This window comes from Bradyrhizobium sp. HKCCYLRH3073 (assembly GCF_051167995.1).
Taxonomy (GTDB): Bacteria; Pseudomonadota; Alphaproteobacteria; order Rhizobiales; family Xanthobacteraceae; genus Bradyrhizobium.
Genome location: NZ_JBNPUD010000001.1, coordinates 192830 through 211915 on the forward strand (window position 1 = coordinate 192830; position 19086 = coordinate 211915).

Annotated in this window: 17 protein-coding genes; 13 read left to right on the top strand and 4 right to left on the bottom strand. The window is 66.9% G+C overall.

Going from position 1 to position 19086, the window contains the following annotated elements:
• Positions 1-43: 43 nt before the first annotated feature.
• The 12 genes from ACQR1X_RS00865 (at position 44) to mmsB (ending at position 13900) form a co-directional block, all read left to right on the top strand.
• Positions 44-1594, top strand: coding sequence for a sugar ABC transporter ATP-binding protein (locus ACQR1X_RS00865; RefSeq protein ID WP_434898153.1), 1551 nt, complete (start codon positions 44-46; stop codon positions 1592-1594).
• Positions 1591-2583: an ABC transporter permease gene (locus tag ACQR1X_RS00870; protein ID WP_316218653.1), complete on the top strand. Its 993-nt coding sequence runs from the start codon at positions 1591-1593 to the stop codon at positions 2581-2583. Before ACQR1X_RS00865 ends, ACQR1X_RS00870 begins: the two co-directional genes overlap by 4 nt.
• Positions 2580-3575 carry a galactofuranose ABC transporter, permease protein YjfF gene (gene yjfF, locus ACQR1X_RS00875; RefSeq protein ID WP_434898154.1) on the top strand — a complete coding sequence of 332 codons (996 nt, stop codon included), beginning with the start codon at positions 2580-2582 and terminating at the stop codon, positions 3573-3575. Before ACQR1X_RS00870 ends, yjfF begins: the two co-directional genes overlap by 4 nt.
• Positions 3572-4315, top strand: a complete 744-nt coding sequence (locus ACQR1X_RS00880) for a FadR/GntR family transcriptional regulator (RefSeq protein WP_316177969.1) — start codon at positions 3572-3574, stop codon at positions 4313-4315. Before yjfF ends, ACQR1X_RS00880 begins: the two co-directional genes overlap by 4 nt.
• Positions 4312-6048, top strand: coding sequence for an IlvD/Edd family dehydratase (locus ACQR1X_RS00885; protein WP_434898155.1), 1737 nt, complete (start codon positions 4312-4314; stop codon positions 6046-6048). The genes ACQR1X_RS00880 and ACQR1X_RS00885 overlap by 4 nt, the downstream gene beginning before the upstream one ends.
• Positions 6049-6058: 10 nt before the next feature.
• Entirely contained in the window at positions 6059-6988 is a 930-nt protein-coding gene (locus tag ACQR1X_RS00890) for a dihydrodipicolinate synthase family protein (RefSeq protein WP_434898156.1), read from the top strand.
• A 1-nt stretch (position 6989) separates the two neighbouring features.
• Positions 6990-7916, top strand: a complete 927-nt coding sequence (locus tag ACQR1X_RS00895) for a Gfo/Idh/MocA family protein (protein ID WP_434898157.1) — start codon at positions 6990-6992, stop codon at positions 7914-7916.
• Between the two features lie 4 nt (positions 7917-7920).
• Positions 7921-9000: an aldose epimerase family protein gene (locus tag ACQR1X_RS00900; protein ID WP_316218649.1), complete on the top strand. Its 1080-nt coding sequence runs from the start codon at positions 7921-7923 to the stop codon at positions 8998-9000.
• Positions 9000-9881 carry an SMP-30/gluconolactonase/LRE family protein gene (locus ACQR1X_RS00905; protein ID WP_316178447.1) on the top strand — a complete coding sequence of 294 codons (882 nt, stop codon included), beginning with the start codon at positions 9000-9002 and terminating at the stop codon, positions 9879-9881. The genes ACQR1X_RS00900 and ACQR1X_RS00905 overlap by 1 nt, the downstream gene beginning before the upstream one ends.
• Before the next feature lie 109 nt (positions 9882-9990).
• Positions 9991-11061: a multiple monosaccharide ABC transporter substrate-binding protein gene (gene chvE, locus ACQR1X_RS00910; protein WP_434898158.1), complete on the top strand. Its 1071-nt coding sequence runs from the start codon at positions 9991-9993 to the stop codon at positions 11059-11061.
• A gap of 76 nt (positions 11062-11137) precedes the next feature.
• A complete protein-coding gene (gene mmsA, locus ACQR1X_RS00915; RefSeq protein WP_316218647.1) occupies positions 11138-12688 on the top strand; it encodes a multiple monosaccharide ABC transporter ATP-binding protein in 1551 nt (516 codons plus the stop codon).
• Between the two features lie 21 nt (positions 12689-12709).
• Positions 12710-13900: a multiple monosaccharide ABC transporter permease gene (mmsB, locus tag ACQR1X_RS00920; protein ID WP_315755454.1), complete on the top strand. Its 1191-nt coding sequence runs from the start codon at positions 12710-12712 to the stop codon at positions 13898-13900.
• A 162-nt stretch (positions 13901-14062) separates the two neighbouring features.
• Here the strand turns inward: mmsB and ACQR1X_RS00925 are convergent, their stop codons facing one another.
• The 4 genes from ACQR1X_RS00925 to ACQR1X_RS00940 all read right to left on the bottom strand — a co-directional run bounded on the left by ACQR1X_RS00925 (position 14063) and on the right by ACQR1X_RS00940 (position 17333).
• The gene (locus ACQR1X_RS00925; protein ID WP_434898159.1) at positions 14063-15682 is read right to left on the bottom strand and encodes a rhodanese-like domain-containing protein; all 1620 of its coding nucleotides are present in this window, start codon (positions 15680-15682) and stop codon (positions 14063-14065) included.
• 192 nt (positions 15683-15874) lie between these two features.
• Complete coding sequence (locus ACQR1X_RS00930; protein WP_434898160.1) at positions 15875-16066, bottom strand: hypothetical protein; 192 nt, start codon at positions 16064-16066, stop codon at positions 15875-15877.
• Between the two features lie 66 nt (positions 16067-16132).
• Entirely contained in the window at positions 16133-16651 is a 519-nt protein-coding gene (locus tag ACQR1X_RS00935) for a hypothetical protein (protein ID WP_315804531.1), read from the bottom strand.
• A gap of 277 nt (positions 16652-16928) precedes the next feature.
• The gene (locus tag ACQR1X_RS00940; protein WP_434898373.1) at positions 16929-17333 is read right to left on the bottom strand and encodes a nuclear transport factor 2 family protein; all 405 of its coding nucleotides are present in this window, start codon (positions 17331-17333) and stop codon (positions 16929-16931) included.
• A 136-nt stretch (positions 17334-17469) separates the two neighbouring features.
• Between ACQR1X_RS00940 and ACQR1X_RS00945 the strand changes: the two genes are divergently transcribed.
• Positions 17470-19086 carry a flavin monoamine oxidase family protein gene (locus ACQR1X_RS00945; RefSeq protein ID WP_434898161.1) on the top strand — a complete coding sequence of 539 codons (1617 nt, stop codon included), beginning with the start codon at positions 17470-17472 and terminating at the stop codon, positions 19084-19086.

Genomic DNA, 19086 nt, shown 5'->3' on the forward strand with positions numbered 1-19086 from the left:
AGCTTCCTGGCTGATGTCCAATCGTCGCGCCAAGTAGTTCGTCATGTCTGATCCTTCAGCTCCGCCAGCGACGCGTCCAGCCCTGCTGGAGATCCGCGGCCTGACCAAGAGCTTCGGGGCGCTGAAGGCGCTTGATGACGTCGACTTCACTCTGGGTGAGGGCGAGATCCATGCGCTGCTCGGCGAGAACGGCGCCGGCAAGTCGACCCTGATCAAGGTGGTCACCGGCGTTTTCGCGCGGGACGCCGGCACCGTGCGGCTGGCCGACCGCGAGATCGCGCCGCGCTCGGCCAAGGACGCTGTCGATGCCGGCATCGCCACCGTCTATCAGGAAGTCAATCTGCTGCCGAACCTCTCGGTGGCGCAAAATCTCTATCTCGGCCGGCAGCCGACGCGGTTCGGCGTCGTGCGCGAGGCCGAGATGCGGCGGCGCGCGCACGCGCTGCTGCTGGATTATGGGCTGGACATCGACGTCGGCGCGCCGCTTTCGAGCTACTCGGTCGCGGTCCAGCATATCACGGCGATCGCGCGCGCGGTCGATCTGTCGGCGCGCGTCCTCATTCTCGACGAGCCCACGGCCAGCCTCGACCGCCACGAGGTCGATATCCTGTTCAAGGTGATGCGAAAGCTCGCGGCTGATGGCATCGGCATCATCTTCGTCAGCCACTTCCTCGATCAGGTCTACGAGATCTGCGATCGCGTCACCGTGCTGCGCAACGGCCGGCTGATCGGCTCGCGCGACGTCGCCGATCTGCCGCGGCTCGACCTTATCAGAATGATGCTGGGGCGCGAGCTTGCCGAGACCACCCACGAACGCGCAGCGAGCCAGCCGGACAAGGCGCGCGAGGTCTGCATCAGTTTCAAGGGCTATGGCAAGCAGGGCTACCTTGCGCCGTTCGATCTCGAGTTGCGCCGCGGCGAGGTGGTCGGGCTCGCCGGCCTGCTCGGCTCCGGACGCACCGAGACGGCACGGCTCGTGTTCGGCGCCGAGCGCGCCGACAGCGGTGCGGCCACCGTCGACGGCGAGACCGTCCGGCTGAATTCGCCGCGCGATGCCGCCGGGCTCGGCTTCGGCTATTGCCCCGAGGAGCGCAAGACCGAGGGCATCGTCGCCGACCTCACCGTGCGCGAGAACATTGTGCTGGCGCTGCAGGCGCGGCGCGGGCTGCATCGGCCGCTGTCGCGGCGCGAGCAGGACGAGATCGCGCTGCGTTACATCCGCATGCTCGACATCCGGCCGCCGGATCCGGAACGTCCCATTGGGCTGCTGTCGGGCGGCAACCAGCAGAAGGCGCTACTGGCGCGCTGGCTCGCGACGTCGCCGAAGCTCCTCGTCCTCGACGAGCCGACGCGCGGCATCGACGTCGGCGCCCATGCCGAGATCATCCGTCTGGTGCGTGAGCTGTGCGAGCAGGGGCTGGCGCTGCTCGTGATCTCCTCGGAGCTCGACGAGATCGTGACCTATTCCAACCGCGTCGTCGTGCTGCGCGACCGCGCCCATGTCGAGGAGCTGAAGGGCGAGGCGGTCGAAGTCTCCAGCATCCTCGCGGCGATCGCCGCGGATGGCGAGCCCGTGCATGAGGCCGCATCATGACGCTCCGCATTCCGCGCCGCGGTCTTGCGCAGGCATTCGCGCTGATCGTGATCCTGATCATCGATCGCGCAGTCTCGCCGCAGTTCTTCAATCTCCATCTGCAGGACGGCCGGCTGTTCGGCAGCGTCATCGACGTGCTCAACCGCGGCACGCCGGTGGCGCTGCTGTCGCTCGGCATGGTGCTGGTGATCGCCACCGGCGGCATCGACCTCTCGGTCGGCGCCGTGATGGCGATCGCGGGCGCCACCGCGGCGAGCCTCGCCGACACGCATTCGCTGCCGGTGGTCATCGGCTCCGCGCTCGCTGTCGGTTTGGTGTGCGGGCTGTGGAACGGCATTCTCGTCGCTGTCCTGCGCATCCAGCCGATCGTCGCCACGTTGATCCTGATGGTGGCGGGGCGCGGCATCGCGCAGCTCATCACCGAAGGGCGCATCGTCACCTTCACCTCGCCGGATCTGGTGTGGATGGGCAACGGCGCCGTGTTGGGCCTGCCGACCCCGGTCGTGATCGCGATCGGCATGCTGCTGCTGACGGGGGCGGTCGTGCGCGGCACCGCGCTCGGGCTGTTGATCGAGGCGACCGGCGGCAACGCGCGCGCCAGCGAGCTTTCGGGCGTCGGCACGCGCGCCATGATCCTGGCGGTCTATGTCTGGTGCGGCCTGTGCGCGTCGCTCGCCGGCGTGATCGCCGCGGCCGACATCATGGGTGCGGACGCCAACAATGCCGGGCTCTGGCTGGAGCTCGACGCGATCCTCGCGGTCGTGATCGGCGGCACCTCGCTGTTCGGCGGCCGCTTCAGCCTGGTGCTGGCGGTGGCCGGCGCACTGATCATCCAGGCCATGAACACCGGCATCCTGTTGTCGGGCTATCCGCCGGAGCTCAATCTGCTGGTCAAGGCCGTGGTCGTTCTCGCCGTCCTGCTGGCGCAGTCGCCGCGGCTCGGCGATCTCTCGCGCTTCACCGCGCGCTGGCGGAGGACCAAGCCATGAAGGCCTCGACCTCGGTTGCGATCACGGCGTTTGTGCTGGTCGCGGGCTTTGCGCTGTGCGCGCTGCAATTCCCGAACATCGCCTCGACCCGCGTCGTCGCCAATCTGCTCACCGACAATGCCTTCCTCGGCATCGTCGCCGCGGGCATGACCTTCGTCATCATCTCCGGCGGCATCGATCTCTCGGTCGGCTCAGTGATCGGCTTCACCACGGTATTCGTGGCGCTCGCGGTCGAGCGCTGGGGCATCCCGCCCTTCGCCGCCTTCGCACTGGTGCTGGTGCTGTGCGCGCTGTTCGGTGCCGCGATGGGCGCGGTGATTCACGTGTTCGAGCTGCCGCCCTTCATCGTGACCCTCGCCGGCATGTTCCTGGCGCGCGGCGTCAGCTTCCTGCTGTCGACCGAGTCGATTCCGATCACCGCCCCGATCTACAGTGCCGTCTCCGACTTCGCGATCAGGCTGCCAGGCGGCGGACGGCTCACCGCGATCGCGATTGCGATGCTGGTGATCCTGGTGGTCTGCGCGTTGCTGCTGCATTTGACCCGGTTCGGCGTCAACGTCTACGCGCTCGGTGGCAGCCGTGTGGCGACAGCCCTGATGGGCATTCCGGTCGGGCCGATGACCATCCGCATCTATATGCTGTCGAGCGTGCTTGCGGGCCTCGCCGGCATCGTCTTCTCGTTCTACACCGCGGCCGGCTATTCGCTTTCGGCCGTCGGTGTCGAACTCGATACCATCGCTGCCGTGGTGATCGGCGGAACCTTGTTGACCGGCGGACAGGGCTCGGTCATCGGCACCTTCCTTGGCGTCCTGATACAGGGCATGATCCAGACCTACATCAATTTCGACGGCACGCTGTCGAGCTGGTGGACCAAGATCGCCACGGGGGTTCTGTTGTTCGTTTTCATTGCGCTGCAGCAAGGTCTGATGGCGCTCGCGCGCCGCTCATCCGTCAAGCCCGCCGCGGCCAAGCCGGTGGGGGCGCCGACATGACGACGTCGCACATCGTCTCGATTCCGACCCGGCGCGCGCATTCCAACCATGCCGAGGTCGCCCGCAGCATCGGCATCGACATCATCTCGGGCCGTCTGGCCGAGGGCGCGCGGTTGCCGGGTGACGCCGAGCTGACCGCGACTTTCGGCGTCTCACGGCCGGTGCTGCGCGAGAGCGTGAAGACCCTCGTTGCAAAAGGTCTGCTGTCGACCAAGGCCCGCGTCGGCACCGTGGTGCGCGGACGCTCGGACTGGAACATGTTCGATCCCGACGTGCTCGCCTGGCACCTCGACGCGGGGATCGACAAGCGCTTTCTTGCCGACCTCGCCGAGATCCGGTTGGCGATCGAGCCGCGCGCTGCGGCGCTCGCGGCAGAGCGCCGCAGCGACGACGATCTCGCCGCGATGAACCAGGCGATGGCGCAGATGGAGCGCGAGCCGTCGACCTCGATCGCCTTTGCCGAAGCCGACCTCGCTCTGCACATCGCGATCGCCAATGCCTCGGGCAATCCCTTCATGCGATCGATCGGCGCGGTCATCGAGGCGGCATTGCGCGCGTCGTTCGTCCTGAGCGCGCCGATCGAAACCGCCGACCGGGACACCGTGCTGGTCTGGCACCAGCGCATCATCGATGCGATCGCAGATGGCAATCCCGAGGGCGCCTCGGAGGCCATGATCGAAGTCATCTACAACGGCCGGCGGCGTCATGCGCAATCGGCTGCACGAACGGACCAGGAATGAGCAACGACAAGTCAGACAAGCAGCTGCGGAGCCAGGCGTGGTTCGGCCGCCAGGACAAGATGGGCTTCTATTACCGCTCGTTCTTGAAGAACAGCGGCACGCCGCAGGATCGCTTCGAGGGCCGTCCGGTCATCGGCATCTGCAACACCTGGTCGGAGCTGACACCCTGCAACGCGCATTTCCGCGTCATCGCCGAGCATGTCCGCCAGGGCGTGCTCGATGCCGGCGGCTATCCGCTGGAGTTTCCGGTCTCCTCGCTCGGCGAGGTGACGATGCGTCCCACTGCGATGCTGTTCCGCAATCTCGCCTCGATGGATGTGGAGGAGGCGATCCGTGCGCATCCGCTCGACGGTGTCGTGCTCTTGATGGGCTGCGACAAGACCACGCCGGCGCTCTTGATGGGCGCGGCCTCCGCCGACCTGCCTGCGATCGGCGTCTCCGGCGGTCCGCAATTGCGCGGCGTCTATCGCGGCCAGATCATCGGCTCCGGCACCAACATCATCTCGATGAGCGAGCAGCTGCGCGCCGGCGAGATCACCTTGAAGGAATTCCACGAGGCCGAGGCCGGCATGAACCGCTCCGCCGGCAGCTGCATGACCATGGGCACGGCCTCGACGATGGCCTCGATGGTCGAGGCACTCGGCATCGGCCTGCCCGAGAATGCCGCGATCCCCGCCGCCGATGCGCGCCGCAACCTGCTGGCCCGTATGGCCGGCCGGCGGATCGTCGAGATGGTCGGCGAGGACCTCAAGCCGTCGGACATTCTCACCCGGCAGGCGTTCGAGAACGCGATCCGCACGCTGGCGGCGATCGGCGGCTCGACCAACGCCGTCGTACATCTGCTCGCTATCGCCGGCCGCGTCGGCGTCGAGCTGACGCTCGACGATTTCGACCGTCTGTGTCGCGACGTGCACTGCCTGGTCGACCTGATGCCGTCGGGCCGCTTCCTGATGGAGGACTTCTACTACGCCGGCGGCCTGCCGGCGGTGCTGCGTGCGCTCGGCGAGCGCGGCCTGTTGCACAAGGACGCCCGGACCGTCAACGGCAGGACGCTGTGGGACAATGTCGCCGAGGCGGCGAACTACAATGCCGAGGTCATCACGCCGTTCGAGACGCCGTTCAAGACCGAAGCCGGCATCGCGATCCTGACCGGCAACCTCGCCCCCAACGGCGCCGTCATCAAGCCGTCGGCGGCCTCGCCGGAGCTGATGAACCACACCGGACGCGCCGTCGTGTTCGAAAGCGTCGAGGAAATGCACGACGCGGTCGACGACGACACTCTCGACATCGATGCGTCCTGCATCATGGTGCTGAAGAATTGCGGGCCGAAGGGCTATCCGGGCATGGCCGAGGTCGGCAACATGCCGCTGCCCGCGAAAGTGCTGCGCCAGGGCGTGCGCGACATGATCCGCATCTCGGACGCACGCATGTCCGGCACGGCGTACGGCACCGTGGTGCTGCATGTCGCCCCCGAAGCCACCGTCGGCGGGCCGCTGGCGCTGGTCAAGAATGGCGACATGATCACGCTGGACGTCGCTGGCCGCCGGCTGCATCTGCATGTCAGCGACGAGGAGCTCGCCGCGCGCCGCGCCGCCTGGACGCCGCCGAAGCCGCATGCGGCCCGCGGCTATCAGAAGCTCTACATCGATCACGTGCTGCAGGCCGATCGCGGCGTCGATTTCGACTTCCTGGTCGGCCGCACCGGCTCGCCCGTGCCGCGCGACAATCACTAAAGAGGTGCCCATGACCGCTTCCGCCAAAAAGCTCTACAAGGGCGTCTTCCCGGTGGCGCCGACCGTGTTCGACGCCGACGGCCGCCTCGACCTCGAGGGCCAGAAGCGCGCGATCGACTTCATGATCGATGCCGGCTCGCACGGCATCTGCATCCTCGCCAACTTCTCCGAGCAGTTCGTGCTGACCGACGACGAGCGCGATCTGGTCATGACGACCGTGCTGGAGCATGTCGCCGGCCGCGTGCCGATCATCGTCACGACGACGCATTTCTCGACCTTTGTCTGCGCCGAGCGTTCGCGCCGGGCGCAGGAGAAGGGCGCTGCCATGGTCATGGTGATGCCGCCCTACCACGGCGCGACCTTCCGCGTGCCGGATAGCTCGATCTACGAGTTCTATCGCGGCGTGTCCGACGCGATCTCGATCCCGATCATGGTGCAGGATGCGCCGGTCGCCGGCACGCCGCTGTCGGTGCCGTTCTTGGCGCGCATGGCCAAGGAGATCGAGAACCTCGCCTACTTCAAGATCGAGGTGCCGCGCGCCGCCGACAAGCTGCGGGCGCTGATCGAGGCCGGCGGCGTGGCGATTGAAGGTCCGTGGGACGGCGAGGAGGCGATCACGCTGATGGCCGACCTCGATGCCGGCGCCACCGGCGCGATGACCGGCGGTGGCTATCCCGACGGCATCCGCAAGATCATCGATCCGTATTTCGCGGGCGACCGCGAGGCCGCGGCCGCCGCCTATGAGCGCTGGTTGCCGCTGATCAACTACGAGAACCGGCAGTGCGGCCTTGCGACCTGCAAGATCCTGATGAAGGCTGGCGGCGTGATCAAGCACGACACGCTGCGCGCGCCGCAGCCGCCGATCCATCCGGCGACACAGAAGGGTCTGATCGAGATCGCGCGCCGGCTCGACCCGGTCGTGCTGCGCTGGGGACGCTGAGATGAGCGAGCTTCGTGTCGCCATCGTCGGCTTCGGCAAGATCGCCAGGGATCAGCACGTGCCGGCCATCGCCGCCACCGAGGGCGTGACCTTGACGGCCGTCGCAAGCCGTAACGCCTCGCTGCCCGGCCTGCCGCATTTCGGCACCATCGAGGAACTGCTGCGCGATGGTCCCGAGATCGACGCGGTTGCGTTGTGCACGCCGCCGCAGGTGCGCCGTGCGCAGGCGCTGGCGGCGCTCGAGGCCGGCAAGCATGTGATGCTGGAGAAGCCGCCCGGTGCTGCCGTCAGCGAGCTCGATCCGCTGATTGCACTCGCCGCTGCGAAGGAACGCACGCTGTTCGCGACCTGGCATTCGCGCTACGCCCCGGCCGTCGAGCCGGCGCGGCAATGGCTGTCACAGCGTCGGATCCGCAGCGTGCGGATCGACTGGAAGGAGGACGTGCGCGTCTGGCATCCCGGCCAGGCCTGGATCTGGGAGCCGGGCGGTCTCGGCGTGTTCGATCCCGGCATCAACGCGCTGTCGATCCTGACCCGCATCCTGCCCGAGCCGGTGTTCCTGACCGAGGCCGAGCTGTCGTTTCCGTCCAACCGCCAGGCGCCGATCGCGGCCAACCTGTCGTTGTCGACAGCCAGCGAGCTGCCGATCGCGGCCGAGTTCGACTTCCGCCAGACCGGGCCGCAGAGCTGGGACATCCGGATCGAGACCGACGCCGGGCAACTCAAGCTGTCGCTAGGCGGCGCGCGGATGACCGCGGATGACCAAGTGATGATCGACGAGAAGGAGCGCGAATATCCCGGCCTCTATCGCCGCTTCGTCGAGCTGACGAAGACCGGCGCTGGTGACGTCGATCTCGCGCCGCTGCGGCTGGTGGCCGACGCGTTCCTGCTCGGCCGCCGCCACTTCGTCGAGCCGTTCGAGGACTAGAGCGATGGCAGAGGCTGATATCACCAGGGATGTGTTTGGCAGCCTGCCGGACGGCCGCGAGGTCGAGCGCGTCACCTTGCGTGGCGCCGACGGCTTCGAGGCGCGGATCATCACCTACGGAGCGGTACTGCAGGCGCTGCTGGTGCCGGATGCGCAGGGCGTCGTCGACGACGTGGTGCTCGGTCATGACGACCTGCTGAGCTACTTGCTGCTCCGGAAATTTTTCGGCGCGACGGTCGGACGCTACGCCAACCGCATCGCCAAGGCACGTTTCGTGCTCGATGGTCAGGACATCCGTTTGGAAGCGAATAATGGCGCGCACGCCTTGCATGGCGGCCCTGACGGCTTCGACCGCAAGCTCTGGCAGATCGTCGCCACCGAAGACGGCGACCAGCCCTCGGTCACGATGCTCTATGTCAGCCCCGACGGTGAGGCCAACTATCCGGGGCGGCTCGACGTCCGTGTCACCTATCAGTTGACCGGGCCGATGGAGCTGGCTGTCAGCTTCAGCGCCCGGACCACCCGGACGACGGTGGTCAACCTGACCAATCACAGCTTCTTCAATCTCGACGGCCTGGCCGCCGGCACCGATATTCTCGATCACCGTCTGACGCTCGCTGCGGACCACTACCTGGCGATCGACGAAACGGCGATCCCGCTGGAGGGGCCGCCGCACAGCGTTGTTGGTACGCCGTTCGATTTCCGCGACGCGCATGCGATCGGCGCGCGCATTCGTGCCGACGATGCGCAGATCAGATGCGGCCGCGGCTATGACCACAATTTCTGTCTGCGCGCCGGCGACGGCGTGCGCTTCGCGGCACGGATCGAGTCGCGGCGGTCGGGACGGATCATGGAGTTGCTCACCGATCAGCCGGGCCTGCAGGTCTATTCCGGCAACTATATTGACGCGACCGTGAGCGGCAAGGGCCGCGTCTATCGCCAATCCGACGCGCTCTGCCTGGAGCCGCAGGTCTGGCCGGACAGTCCGAACCGTCCGGATTTTCCGAGCGCGCGTCTCGCGCCCGACGACGTCTACAAGCACGAGACGGTGTATCGCTTCTCGATCGCGGGAGCGTCCGCATGATGGAGCAGGTGCCGACCACGATCCTTTGCGACGAGCGCTGCCATCTCGGCGAGGGGCCGACCTACGATCCTCACACCGACACCGCCTGGTGGTTCGACATCCGCGAAGGCCTGCTGTTCGAGGCCAACATCGGTAGCGGCGACGTCCGACGCCACGGGCTCGGCAGGATGGCGAGCGCGCTCGGCCGCATCGATGCCGTGAGGCAGTTGATCGTCGCCGAGGACGGACTCTATGTCCGCTCCGTCGCCGACGGCGCGCTGTCGCTGTTCCTGCCGCTCGAGGCCGACAATCCTGCGACGCGGTCGAACGACTCGCGGGTCCATCCCTCCGGGACGTTCTGGATCGGCACCATGGGGCGCAACGCCGAGTGCGGCCTGGGCTCGATCTATGCGCTGCATCGCGGTGAGATCATCCGCCTGTTCCCCAACGTCACCATTCCCAACGCAATCTGCTTCTCGCCGGATGGCGCGATCGGCTATTTCGCCGATACGGACGAGAACGTGCTCTACCGCGTCGCGCTCGACCCGACGACCGGCCTGCCGCGCGGCGAGCCGGAGGTGCTGCTGCGCCATGCCGGCGTCGGCGGGCTCGACGGTGCCGTCGTCGACGCCGAGGGGCGGATCTGGAACGCGCGCTGGGGCGGCGGTTGTGTCGATGTCTACAGCCCGCAGGGCGAGCATCTGCGCTGCATCGCGGTTCCGGCCAGCCAGGCGAGCTGCCCGGCCTTCGTCGGTCCCGGTCTGTCGCGCCTGCTGGTCACGTCGGCCTGGCAGGACATGGACGCGGCGGCCAAGGCGGCCGACCCCGGCCACGGCCAGACTTTCCTGCTTGAGGTCGGCGCCCGCGGTCGCGCCGAGCCTGACGTGAAGCTTTCGATCTGAGAGGAGGAACAATCGAGTCGAGCGTCGTTCAGCCTAACAGCTATCTGGTATCAAGATACGCAATCGCGTATTCCTAGCTCAAATCTGAAAATCTTAGAGGGAGTGAAGCATGCTGAATTTCAAGACCATCATGGCCGCCGCGCTGGCCGGCCTCGGCGCCGTGGCGCTGTCCAGCGCCGCAATGGCGCAGGGCAAGGCAACCGTCGGCATCGCGATGCCGACCAAGTCCTCGGCGCGCTGGATCGACGACGGCAACAACATCGTGAAGGTGCTGAAGGAGCGCGGCTACAACACCGACCTGCAATATGCCGAGGACGACATCCCGAACCAGCTCTCGCAGGTCGAGAACATGGTCACCAAGGGCGCCAAGGTGCTGGTCATCGCCGCGATCGACGGCACGACGCTGTCCGATGCGCTGAAGCAGGCCAAGGAGAAGGGCGTCACCGTCATCGCTTATGACCGCCTGATCCGCGACACGCCGAATGTCGACTACTACGCGACCTTCGACAATTTCCAGGTCGGCGTGCTGCAGGCGCAGTCGATCGTCGACAAGCTCGGCCTGAAGGACGGCAAGGGCCCGTTCAACATCGAGCTGTTCGGCGGCTCGCCGGACGACAACAACGCCTACTTCTTCTACAACGGCTCGATGTCGGTGCTGCAGCCGTACATCGACTCGGGCAAGCTCAAGGTTGCGTCCGGCCAGATGGGCATGGACAAGGTCGCGACCCTGCGCTGGGACGGCGCCACCGCCCAGGCCCGCATGGACAACCTGCTCAGTGCCTATTACGGCAACAAGCGTGTCGACGCGGTGCTGTCGCCCTATGACGGCCTCTCGATCGGCATCATCTCGTCGCTGAAGGGCGTCGGCTATGGCAGCGGCAACCAGCCGATGCCGATCATCTCAGGCCAGGACGCCGAGGTGCCGTCGGTCAAGGCGATCCTGCGCGGCGACCAGTACTCGACGATCTTCAAGGACACCCGCGACCTCGCCAAGGTGACCGCCGATATGGTCGATGCCGTGCTCAACGGCAAGCAGGCGCAGGTCAACGACACCAAGACCTACAACAACGGCGTCAAGGTCGTTCCCGCCTATCTGCTCAAGCCGGTCGTGGTCGACAAGAGCAATTGGGAGAAGGTCCTGATCGAGGGCGGCTACTACAAGAAGTCGCAGGTCGAGTGATCACCGGTGGCCGGCGAGCGCGGTCATGCGCTCGCCGGCCACCTCCAAGACGGCTCAAGTTGCGGGATACAGAGCGATGACGGCAATCCTCGAAATGCGCGGCGTCAGCAAGAGCTTCGTGGGCGTGCAGGCGCTCCGCGACGTCAGCTTCACGGTCGAGGCGGGCGAGATCCACGCCTTGGTCGGCGAGAACGGCGCCGGCAAGTCGACCCTGATGAAGGTGCTGAGCGGCGTCTATCCGTACGGTCGCTATGAGGGCCAGATCATCTTCGAGGGCGAGGAGCGGCGCTTCCGCGACATCAACGATTCCGAGGCGCTCGGCATCATCATCATCCACCAGGAGCTCGCGCTGATCCCGCTGATGTCGATCGCCGAGAACATCTTCCTGTCGCATGCGCCGCAGCGCTTCGGCGTCATCGACCGCGACGAGGTCTACCGGCGCACCCAGCAATTGCTGGCCCAGGTCGGCCTGAAGGAATCGCCGGATACACTGATCACTGATCTCGGTGTCGGCAAGCAGCAGCTCGTGGAGATCGCCAAGGCGCTGTCCAAGCGCGTCAAGCTGCTGATCCTGGACGAGCCGACGGCGAGCCTGAACGAGGCCGACAGCCAGGCGCTGCTCGACCGCCTCGTCGCCTTCCGCGAGCAGGGCATCTCCTCGATCCTGATCACGCACAAGCTCAACGAGGTCGCCCGCGTCGCCGACCGCATCACGGTGCTGCGCGACGGGCGCAGCGTCGACAGCATCGACTGCCGCGCCGAGCCGGTGCTGGAGGACCGCATCATCAAGAGCATGGTCAATCGCGACATGGCGCACCGCTTCCCGGAGCGGCAACCCAAGATCGGCGAGCCCGTGTTCACGGTCGAGAACTGGTCGGTCTACCACCCGCAGCATACCGATCGGCAGGTGATCAAGAACGTCGACTTCCAGGTCCGCCGCGGCGAGATCGTCGGCATCGCCGGCCTGATGGGGGCGGGGCGCACCGAATTCGCCATGAGCCTGTTCGGCCGCTCCTGGGGCATCAACATCACCGGCCGCGCCCGGCTCGAAGGCCACGACGTCCATCTCACCAGCGTCCCGGCGGCGATCGATGCCGGCCTCGCCTATGTCACCGAAGACCGCAAGCAGCTCGGCCTGATCCTGGCCGACGACGTCCGCAAGAACATCACCCTGGCGTCTCTCTCCCAGGTCGCGCCGAAGGGCGTGATCGACGACATCGCCGAGCTCAAGGCGGCGTCCGGTTACCGCGGCCGGATGCGGATTCGCTGCTCGGACGTCTACCAGGAGGCCGGCCAGCTCTCCGGCGGCAACCAGCAGAAGGTCGTGCTGTCGAAATGGCTGATGACAGATCCCAAGGTCTTGATCCTGGACGAGCCGACGCGCGGCATCGACGTTGGCGCAAAGTACGAGATTTACTGTATCATCCAGGAGCTCGCTGATGCCGGCCGGGGTGTGGTGGTGATCTCCTCGGAGATGCCGGAGCTGCTCGGGATCTGCGACCGCATCTGCGTGATGAATGACGGCGCCTTCGTCGGCGAGTTCGCCGGGCCGGAGGCGACGCAGGAAAAGATCATGCGCGCCATCATGCGCAACGAAACCATCAAGAACCAGGAGACGGCCGCGTAAGCGGCCGGGAGGACGCCAGCAATGACCGACAAGACGGTTTCGCTCCCGGAGGAGAAGTCGCACAGCGGCTTCCTGAAGAACAATCTGCGCAGCTACGGCATGCTGCTGTCGCTGTTCGTGATCATGCTGTTCTTCCAGTTCATGACGGACGGCACCCTGCTGCAGCCGCTCAACCTCACCAACCTGGTGCTGCAGAACAGCTACATCGTCATCATGGCGCTGGGCATGCTGCTGGTGATCGTCACCGGGCACATCGACCTGTCGGTCGGCTCGGTCGCGGGCTTCGTCGGCGCGGTCGCCGCCGTGCTGATGGTGCGCTATCACGTCGACTTCCCGCTCGCGATCATTGCCTGCCTGATCGTCGGCGCCGCGATCGGCGCCGCGCAGGGCTATTGGGTGGCCTATTTCGGCATTCCCTCCTTCATCGTGACCCTGGCGGGCATGCTGGTGTTCAAGGGGCTGGCGCTGGCGCTGCTGCAGGGGCAGTCGGTCGGGCCGTTCCCGGGCACGTTCCAGAAGCTGTCGTCCGGCTTCATCCCTGAGTTCATGCCGAGCGCGGCGCACCTCTATCCGACGTCGCTCGCGATCGGCGCGGTGCTGACGCTCATCCTGGTCTATGCCAGCGTCAAGGGCCGCGCGCGCGAGGTGGAGCACGGCATCGAGGTCGAGCCGTTCGGATTCTTCGCTGCCAAGAACGTCGTGCTGGCCGGCGCCCTGATGTATTTCACCTATCTGATCGCCTCGCATCGCGGCCTGCCCAACGTGCTGGTCATCATGACCGCGCTGATCGCGCTCTACGGCTTCATGACCCGCCGCACCGTGGTCGGCCGGCAGATCTATGCGGTCGGCGGCAACGCCAAGGCCGCCAAGCTGTCGGGCATCAAGACCGAGCGGCTGGTGTTCATGACCTTCGTCAACATGGGTGTGCTGGCGGCACTGGCCGGCCTGATCTTTGCCGCGCGTCTCAACACGGCGACGCCGAAGGCCGGTCTCGGGTTTGAGCTCGACGTCATCGCGGCGTGCTTCATCGGTGGCGCCTCGGCCTATGGCGGCGTGGGGCGGGTCGGCGGCGCTGTCATCGGCGCCATGATCATGGGCGTGATGAACAACGGCATGTCCATCCTCGGCATCGGCATCGACTATCAGCAGGTCATCAAGGGCCTGGTGCTGCTCGGCGCCGTCTGCATCGACGTCTACAACCAGCGCCGCTGAGTTCGGCGCGCAGCGTCCGGCGACGCTGCGAGGTAGGGTGGGCAAAGCGCCGCCGCAAGGCGGCGCGTGCCCACCATGTTTCGGCACCCTCGTAGCAAAATGGTGGGCAAAGGCGCATTCGCTTTGCGAATGCGCCTTTGCCCACCATACGGTTCGATCGACCTACACCACGTGGAAATTCGACACGCTGTCGTTGGCGAGCTGGGCGACGAGCTGCAGCTCCCAGTCGATATAGGCCTGCATCGCTTCGGCCGCGTTGTCGGTGCCCTCATAGGGCCGCTTGTAGACGTCGTCGGCAGGCGAGATCCGGGACTGCCGCTCCGTCTCCAATGCGTGACCCGCGGCCGTCCATGCGCGCGTGCCACCTGAAAGCACGCGGACCTCGCGCGGCGTCGCAGCCCGTGCGTCGGCCAGCGCGAAAGCCGCCTCGGCGCCGTCATCGCTGGTCAGCACGATTGCGCTACTGCCGGGCAGCTTGGCCAGATCGTTGGCAAAGCGCGACGCCAGCACGAAATGTGCGCCGGGAATGTGCCCGGCCTTGTAGCTCGGACTGCGTGTGAGATCGACGACGGTCCACGCCGCGGCATCGGCCGCGAGTTGCTCGGCGCTGATGGTCGCTTCGCCAAGTTGCGGCAGCGGCGGCCGGCGCGCGGCGCGGATTTCGGTTTCGGTCGCTGCAACGACATCCGGTCCCACGACCGACACGTCCCAGCCCATCTGCTTGAGCCACGACGCCGTCATGCGCGCGCGCACGCCGTCGTCGTCGAACAGCACCAGGCGGGCGCCACGCACGCCGACCCATTCGTCGGTCGCTTGCACCAGCTGGCCGCCCGGCGCCGACGCGAAGCCAGCCGGATGCGAGGTGGCATATTCCTCGGGCGTGCGAACGTCGAGGCAATACAGCGTGCGCGTCCCGGCCTCGGCCTGATGGCGCGCGAAGGTCGCGGCATCCAGCACGCCGACGCCGACGCGCTCGGCCCAGGCCTTGGCATCAGCCAGCGCGGTCGCGTAGCTCGCCGCTGGCCGCTCCAGCATGCGCGCGGTCCTGCCGCGTTCGACCTGATGGCCGGCCAGCGTCCAGCCGATCGTGCCGTTGCGCAGCGCATAGATCCTGTTCGGCAGCCCGGCATTGATCAGCGACTGCGTGCCGATGATCGAGCGCGTGCGTCCGGCGCAGTTGACGATGATCGTGGTGTCGGGTGAGGGCGCGATCTCGCGCGCCCGGAACGCCAGCTCGCCGCCGGGGACGCTGACCCCGCGCGGAATGCTCATGGTGCGGTATTCCTCGAAGCGGCGGGCATCGAGCACGACCAGGTTCGACTCGCGCTCGATCAGGGCCTTGGCTTCGTCGGCCGACAGCGACGGCGTGTGCCTGATCGCCTCGACCAGTTCGCCGAACGCCTTGCTCGGCCCGTTGACGTCGCGGAACACCTCGCCATGGCGCGCATAGCCGGACAGTCCGCCATCGAGGACCGACACGTCAGTGTAGCCCAGCGCCCGGATGCGCGGCACCGCGCGCGCGGCATAGCCTTCGCCGTCGTCATAGACGACGACAGGCACGTTCAGCCGCGGCACGAGATCGAGGATGCGCAGCTCGATCTGCGACAGCGGCAGCGACACCGCGAAGAACGGGTGCGACAGCGAATAGGGGCCTTCCTCGCGGACGTCGAGCAGCGCCACCTCCTCGCCGGCGCGCCAGCGCCGCCGCAACTCGGTCGGAGCCATCAGGCGCGGCTGATCAGATGCATTCGGGAACAGGCGAGAAGGCGTCGGCGATGTCATTCGGGAGTCCGCAGGTGAGCTCCGCCGCGGCTTCCGGAACCGTTCATGCGTCCGTGGAGCAAACCTGCGGCATGGAGCGGCAATCACGGTGCGCAGCCCGGGCCGGGGCGCATGGGATGTCGCACCTGTGTGGCGGCATGGCGGCCGTTTGTCCAGCCCGCCGCGCCTGATTGCGCTCGGCAGCAGCGCCGGTCAGACGTGCGGTCCCAGCATGGCGATGTAGAACAGGTCCTCGCTCGAGAGCCCGGCGGACCGCCGCTGAAGAACGGCGGCGTTTCGTCCGGTCGTTCTCTGCTCCGACATGCGCTCGGAACGGAAGGTGCCGAGCCAGCCTTCAAACCACGAGACGTAGCGCACGAGATCCTCCGCAACTGCTGTGGCCACTCGACTATCACGCGGCAGGACTGCCTGGACAAGGGCCGTTGATGCCGTCGCCCCGACTTTGACAAATCATGCTCGCTGTAACGCCTCGCCGGCAAATTCCTTTCCCGCTGCGCGTTCGTCGCACAGCTCTGCTTCTCCACCGGAGGCGTGAACGTCGCCATTCCGTCCCATCAGGTCGTCATGCCAATGGGTACGGAACGCCATCCAAGAGGCGTGATCCTGGAACGCGACCTCGGCGAACCACTCGACCGTGACTGCGCCGCTCGGCCAGTAGCGTTCCTGGTCATGCCAGCACACCACCGGCCAGCGCGGATTGCGATAGGAGCGGCCGGTCTCATCATGCAGCGAGGGACGGCCGAGGTGATCGATCAGCCACGCCATCACCTCGGGCAGGAACGTCGCGGCAAACGACACGCCGTGGCGTCCGAGCCGTTGCGGCATCCGCATGACGCGCTGATCGATGATGGCGAACGCCGGCGGCACGGCACCGACGTTGAACTGCCTGATCATCAGCAAGCGGAAGCCGCAGTCGCAGAGCTCGGCGGGAACGGCGTGGATCGCGGTCGGCTGTAGCGGAGCCGTGATGTTCATCCCAGTGCTCCCCGCGCCTGGCCGAACGTGAGGTCGATGGCGTGCTGCAACGCTGTGCGCGTCGGCACATCGCTGCGCTTCAGATAGGCGGTCAGAACGCGTGCCATCCCGTGTCTCCCGTCGGCATCTGCACACTGCTGGTCGCAGCCTTCGCAGATCGCCTTGCGTGGAGACGGACATCCGGTCCGAATCCGACGCGACGAAAATCAACAATCTCCGACATTGCTGCCGGTCAGGGAGGACACATCAAGTTTCGTGCCAGATGCGACGATCAGTGGAGGCGATGGCCGTCGGCGTCGTCTTCCGGTGTCGCGAGCTGCGCGATCGGGCTGGATTGGTGGTGGACCATCCGCCAGGCGCCGTCGATGCGCGCAAAGTGATTGGCCGCGGCGAGCGCCGCGCCATCCACCAGCTCGATGCAGAGCACGTGACCATGATCGCCGCTGACGATCGCGTGCGGATCCGCACAGACGATGTTCGGCCGGCCCGGGTTGGCGAGGATATCGCGCCAGCTGCCGATCACGGCGGCGCGGCCGACGATCGCCGGCCAGCCGGGATGAATGCAGGAGATACCGTCGCGATCGGCCCAGAGGGCGACGAGCGCCGCGAAATCACCGTCCGTGAAGGCAGCATAGAAGGCCGCATTGGCGGCCAGGATCTCGCGCTCGTCGCTCATTGTGATGAGGTGAGCCAAGCCGTTGCGAAAATCAAGCAATGTTTGGAAACGCACACGCGCGCGCCTGCAAAAACTTGCAAGCTTTTTGCAGGACCCGGTCGAGACGCGATCGCAACGCATCAGCCGAGGTCCTGCCATGCTCGAAACGGCCATTGTCGGAGGTGGATTGTGCGGAATGGCACTCGCGCGCTGCCTGCAGCAGCGCGGCAGCACGTTCGCTTTGTTCGAAGCCCGACATCGCCTGGGTGGGCGGGTGCTGTCGGCTAGGAGCAAGGGCGGGCTTGCGCTGGACCTCGGCCCGACCTGGTTCTGGCCGGACACCCAGCCGCTGCTCGCCGGCCTGGTCGCGGAGCTCGGCCTGTCTGACTTTGCCCAGCACGATGATGGCACGCATCTTCATCTGAGAGAGGCGGACAAGCCGGCCGAGCAGATCGGCGGGCCGCCGGTCCACCAGGGCGCGCGCCGGCTCTCCGGCGGCATGACGAAATTGATCGAGGCGCTGGCACGCGATCTGCCGCAGCCCTTCATCCATCTCGGCCATGAGCTGATGCGCATCGTCGACTGCGGCACGCATGTGCGGCTGATCTTCGCCACAGCAACGGAATCGGTCGCGATCGAGGCCAGGCGCGCCGTGCTCGCGCTGCCGCCGCGGCTGCTGATCGACCACGTCGGCTTCTTTCCCGAGCTGGACGACGCGACCTTCGAGGCGATGCGTGGCGCCGAGACCTGGATGGCGGCGCAGGCCAAGGTCGTGATCGCCTACGACCAGGCGCATTGGCGCGACCAGGGCCGGTCCGGCAATGCGTTCGTCAGCCACGAGCAGGCCGTGATCGGCGAGATCTTCGATGCCTGCGATGCGGGCGGCGACCGCGCTGCGCTCGGCGGCTTCCTCGCATTCTCGCCCGATCTGCGCGCGGCCTTCAGCGTCGGGCTGCCGTTGCTGATGGACAGCCAGATGGTGCAGTTGTTCGGCTCCGCGCTGGAAGGCGGCGAGCAGCACTACCAGGACTGGGCGGCCGAGCGCTTCACCTGCAGCGCACTGGATCGCACCACGCCACGCGGCGAGCACAGCGAGATCGCCAATCCGATGCTGCGGCGGGCGCTGTGGGACGGGCGGCTGTATCTTGGCGGCGCTGAAACCGCAAGCCACGCGGCCGGCTATCTCGAAGGCGCGCTGAACGCCGCCAGGCGCATCGAGCGCGCGATCGCCCGGGGCATCGGCGAGACCGCCGCGCCGCGCGCGGTCGCCGCGACCGGCGACGGGCTGTCGGGCAACGCCGCGAGCCTCGCCTGGTTCGGCGCCTGGGTCGCCGCGCAGCGTGACGCCGCGTTCGACGACTATCGGCAGCGGCTCAATCGCGGCCTCGCCGCGCAGCAGCGCGAGCAACTGACCCAGCTCGCTCTTCTCGGAGCCACCGAGCAGGTGTTCGCTGCGGCGCTGCAGGTGCTGGACGCACTGACCTTCGACATGCGCGACGTTGCCGTCGAGCGCGGACGCTCCGTCCTGATGCCGGAGATCCAGAAGCCGTTTCGCGATGTCATGCAGTCGCTGCTCGACGATGCCATAGCCTTCAACCGCACCTCCTGCGCGCTGTCGAACTTTCCGTTCGAGCACAAGCCGTCGAAGGATTATGTGCAGACGATCCTGCGCGACATCGCCGCCGCCTGGCAGGAATTCTCGCTCGCCGCGAACCGCCTGCTGCTGGCGAAGGCGGACGCGGCGCTGCGCCCGCCGACGAGAGTGCCGTCGTGA

Coding starts and splice junctions, on each gene's coding strand:
- mmsB (WP_315755454.1), top strand. CDS start 12,710: ATGACCGACAAGACGGTTTCGCTCCCGGAGGAGAAGTCGCACAGCGGC.
- ACQR1X_RS00905 (WP_316178447.1), top strand. CDS start 9,000: ATGGAGCAGGTGCCGACCACGATCCTTTGCGACGAGCGCTGCCATCTC.
- ACQR1X_RS00900 (WP_316218649.1), top strand. CDS start 7,921: ATGGCAGAGGCTGATATCACCAGGGATGTGTTTGGCAGCCTGCCGGAC.
- ACQR1X_RS00880 (WP_316177969.1), top strand. CDS start 3,572: ATGACGACGTCGCACATCGTCTCGATTCCGACCCGGCGCGCGCATTCC.
- ACQR1X_RS00890 (WP_434898156.1), top strand. CDS start 6,059: ATGACCGCTTCCGCCAAAAAGCTCTACAAGGGCGTCTTCCCGGTGGCG.
- ACQR1X_RS00940 (WP_434898373.1), bottom strand. CDS start 17,333: ATGAGCGACGAGCGCGAGATCCTGGCCGCCAATGCGGCCTTCTATGCT.
- yjfF (WP_434898154.1), top strand. CDS start 2,580: ATGAAGGCCTCGACCTCGGTTGCGATCACGGCGTTTGTGCTGGTCGCG.
- ACQR1X_RS00870 (WP_316218653.1), top strand. CDS start 1,591: ATGACGCTCCGCATTCCGCGCCGCGGTCTTGCGCAGGCATTCGCGCTG.
- ACQR1X_RS00885 (WP_434898155.1), top strand. CDS start 4,312: ATGAGCAACGACAAGTCAGACAAGCAGCTGCGGAGCCAGGCGTGGTTC.
- chvE (WP_434898158.1), top strand. CDS start 9,991: ATGCTGAATTTCAAGACCATCATGGCCGCCGCGCTGGCCGGCCTCGGC.
- ACQR1X_RS00945 (WP_434898161.1), top strand. CDS start 17,470: ATGCTCGAAACGGCCATTGTCGGAGGTGGATTGTGCGGAATGGCACTC.
- ACQR1X_RS00865 (WP_434898153.1), top strand. CDS start 44: ATGTCTGATCCTTCAGCTCCGCCAGCGACGCGTCCAGCCCTGCTGGAG.
- mmsA (WP_316218647.1), top strand. CDS start 11,138: ATGACGGCAATCCTCGAAATGCGCGGCGTCAGCAAGAGCTTCGTGGGC.
- ACQR1X_RS00895 (WP_434898157.1), top strand. CDS start 6,990: ATGAGCGAGCTTCGTGTCGCCATCGTCGGCTTCGGCAAGATCGCCAGG.
- ACQR1X_RS00925 (WP_434898159.1), bottom strand. CDS start 15,682: ATGACATCGCCGACGCCTTCTCGCCTGTTCCCGAATGCATCTGATCAG.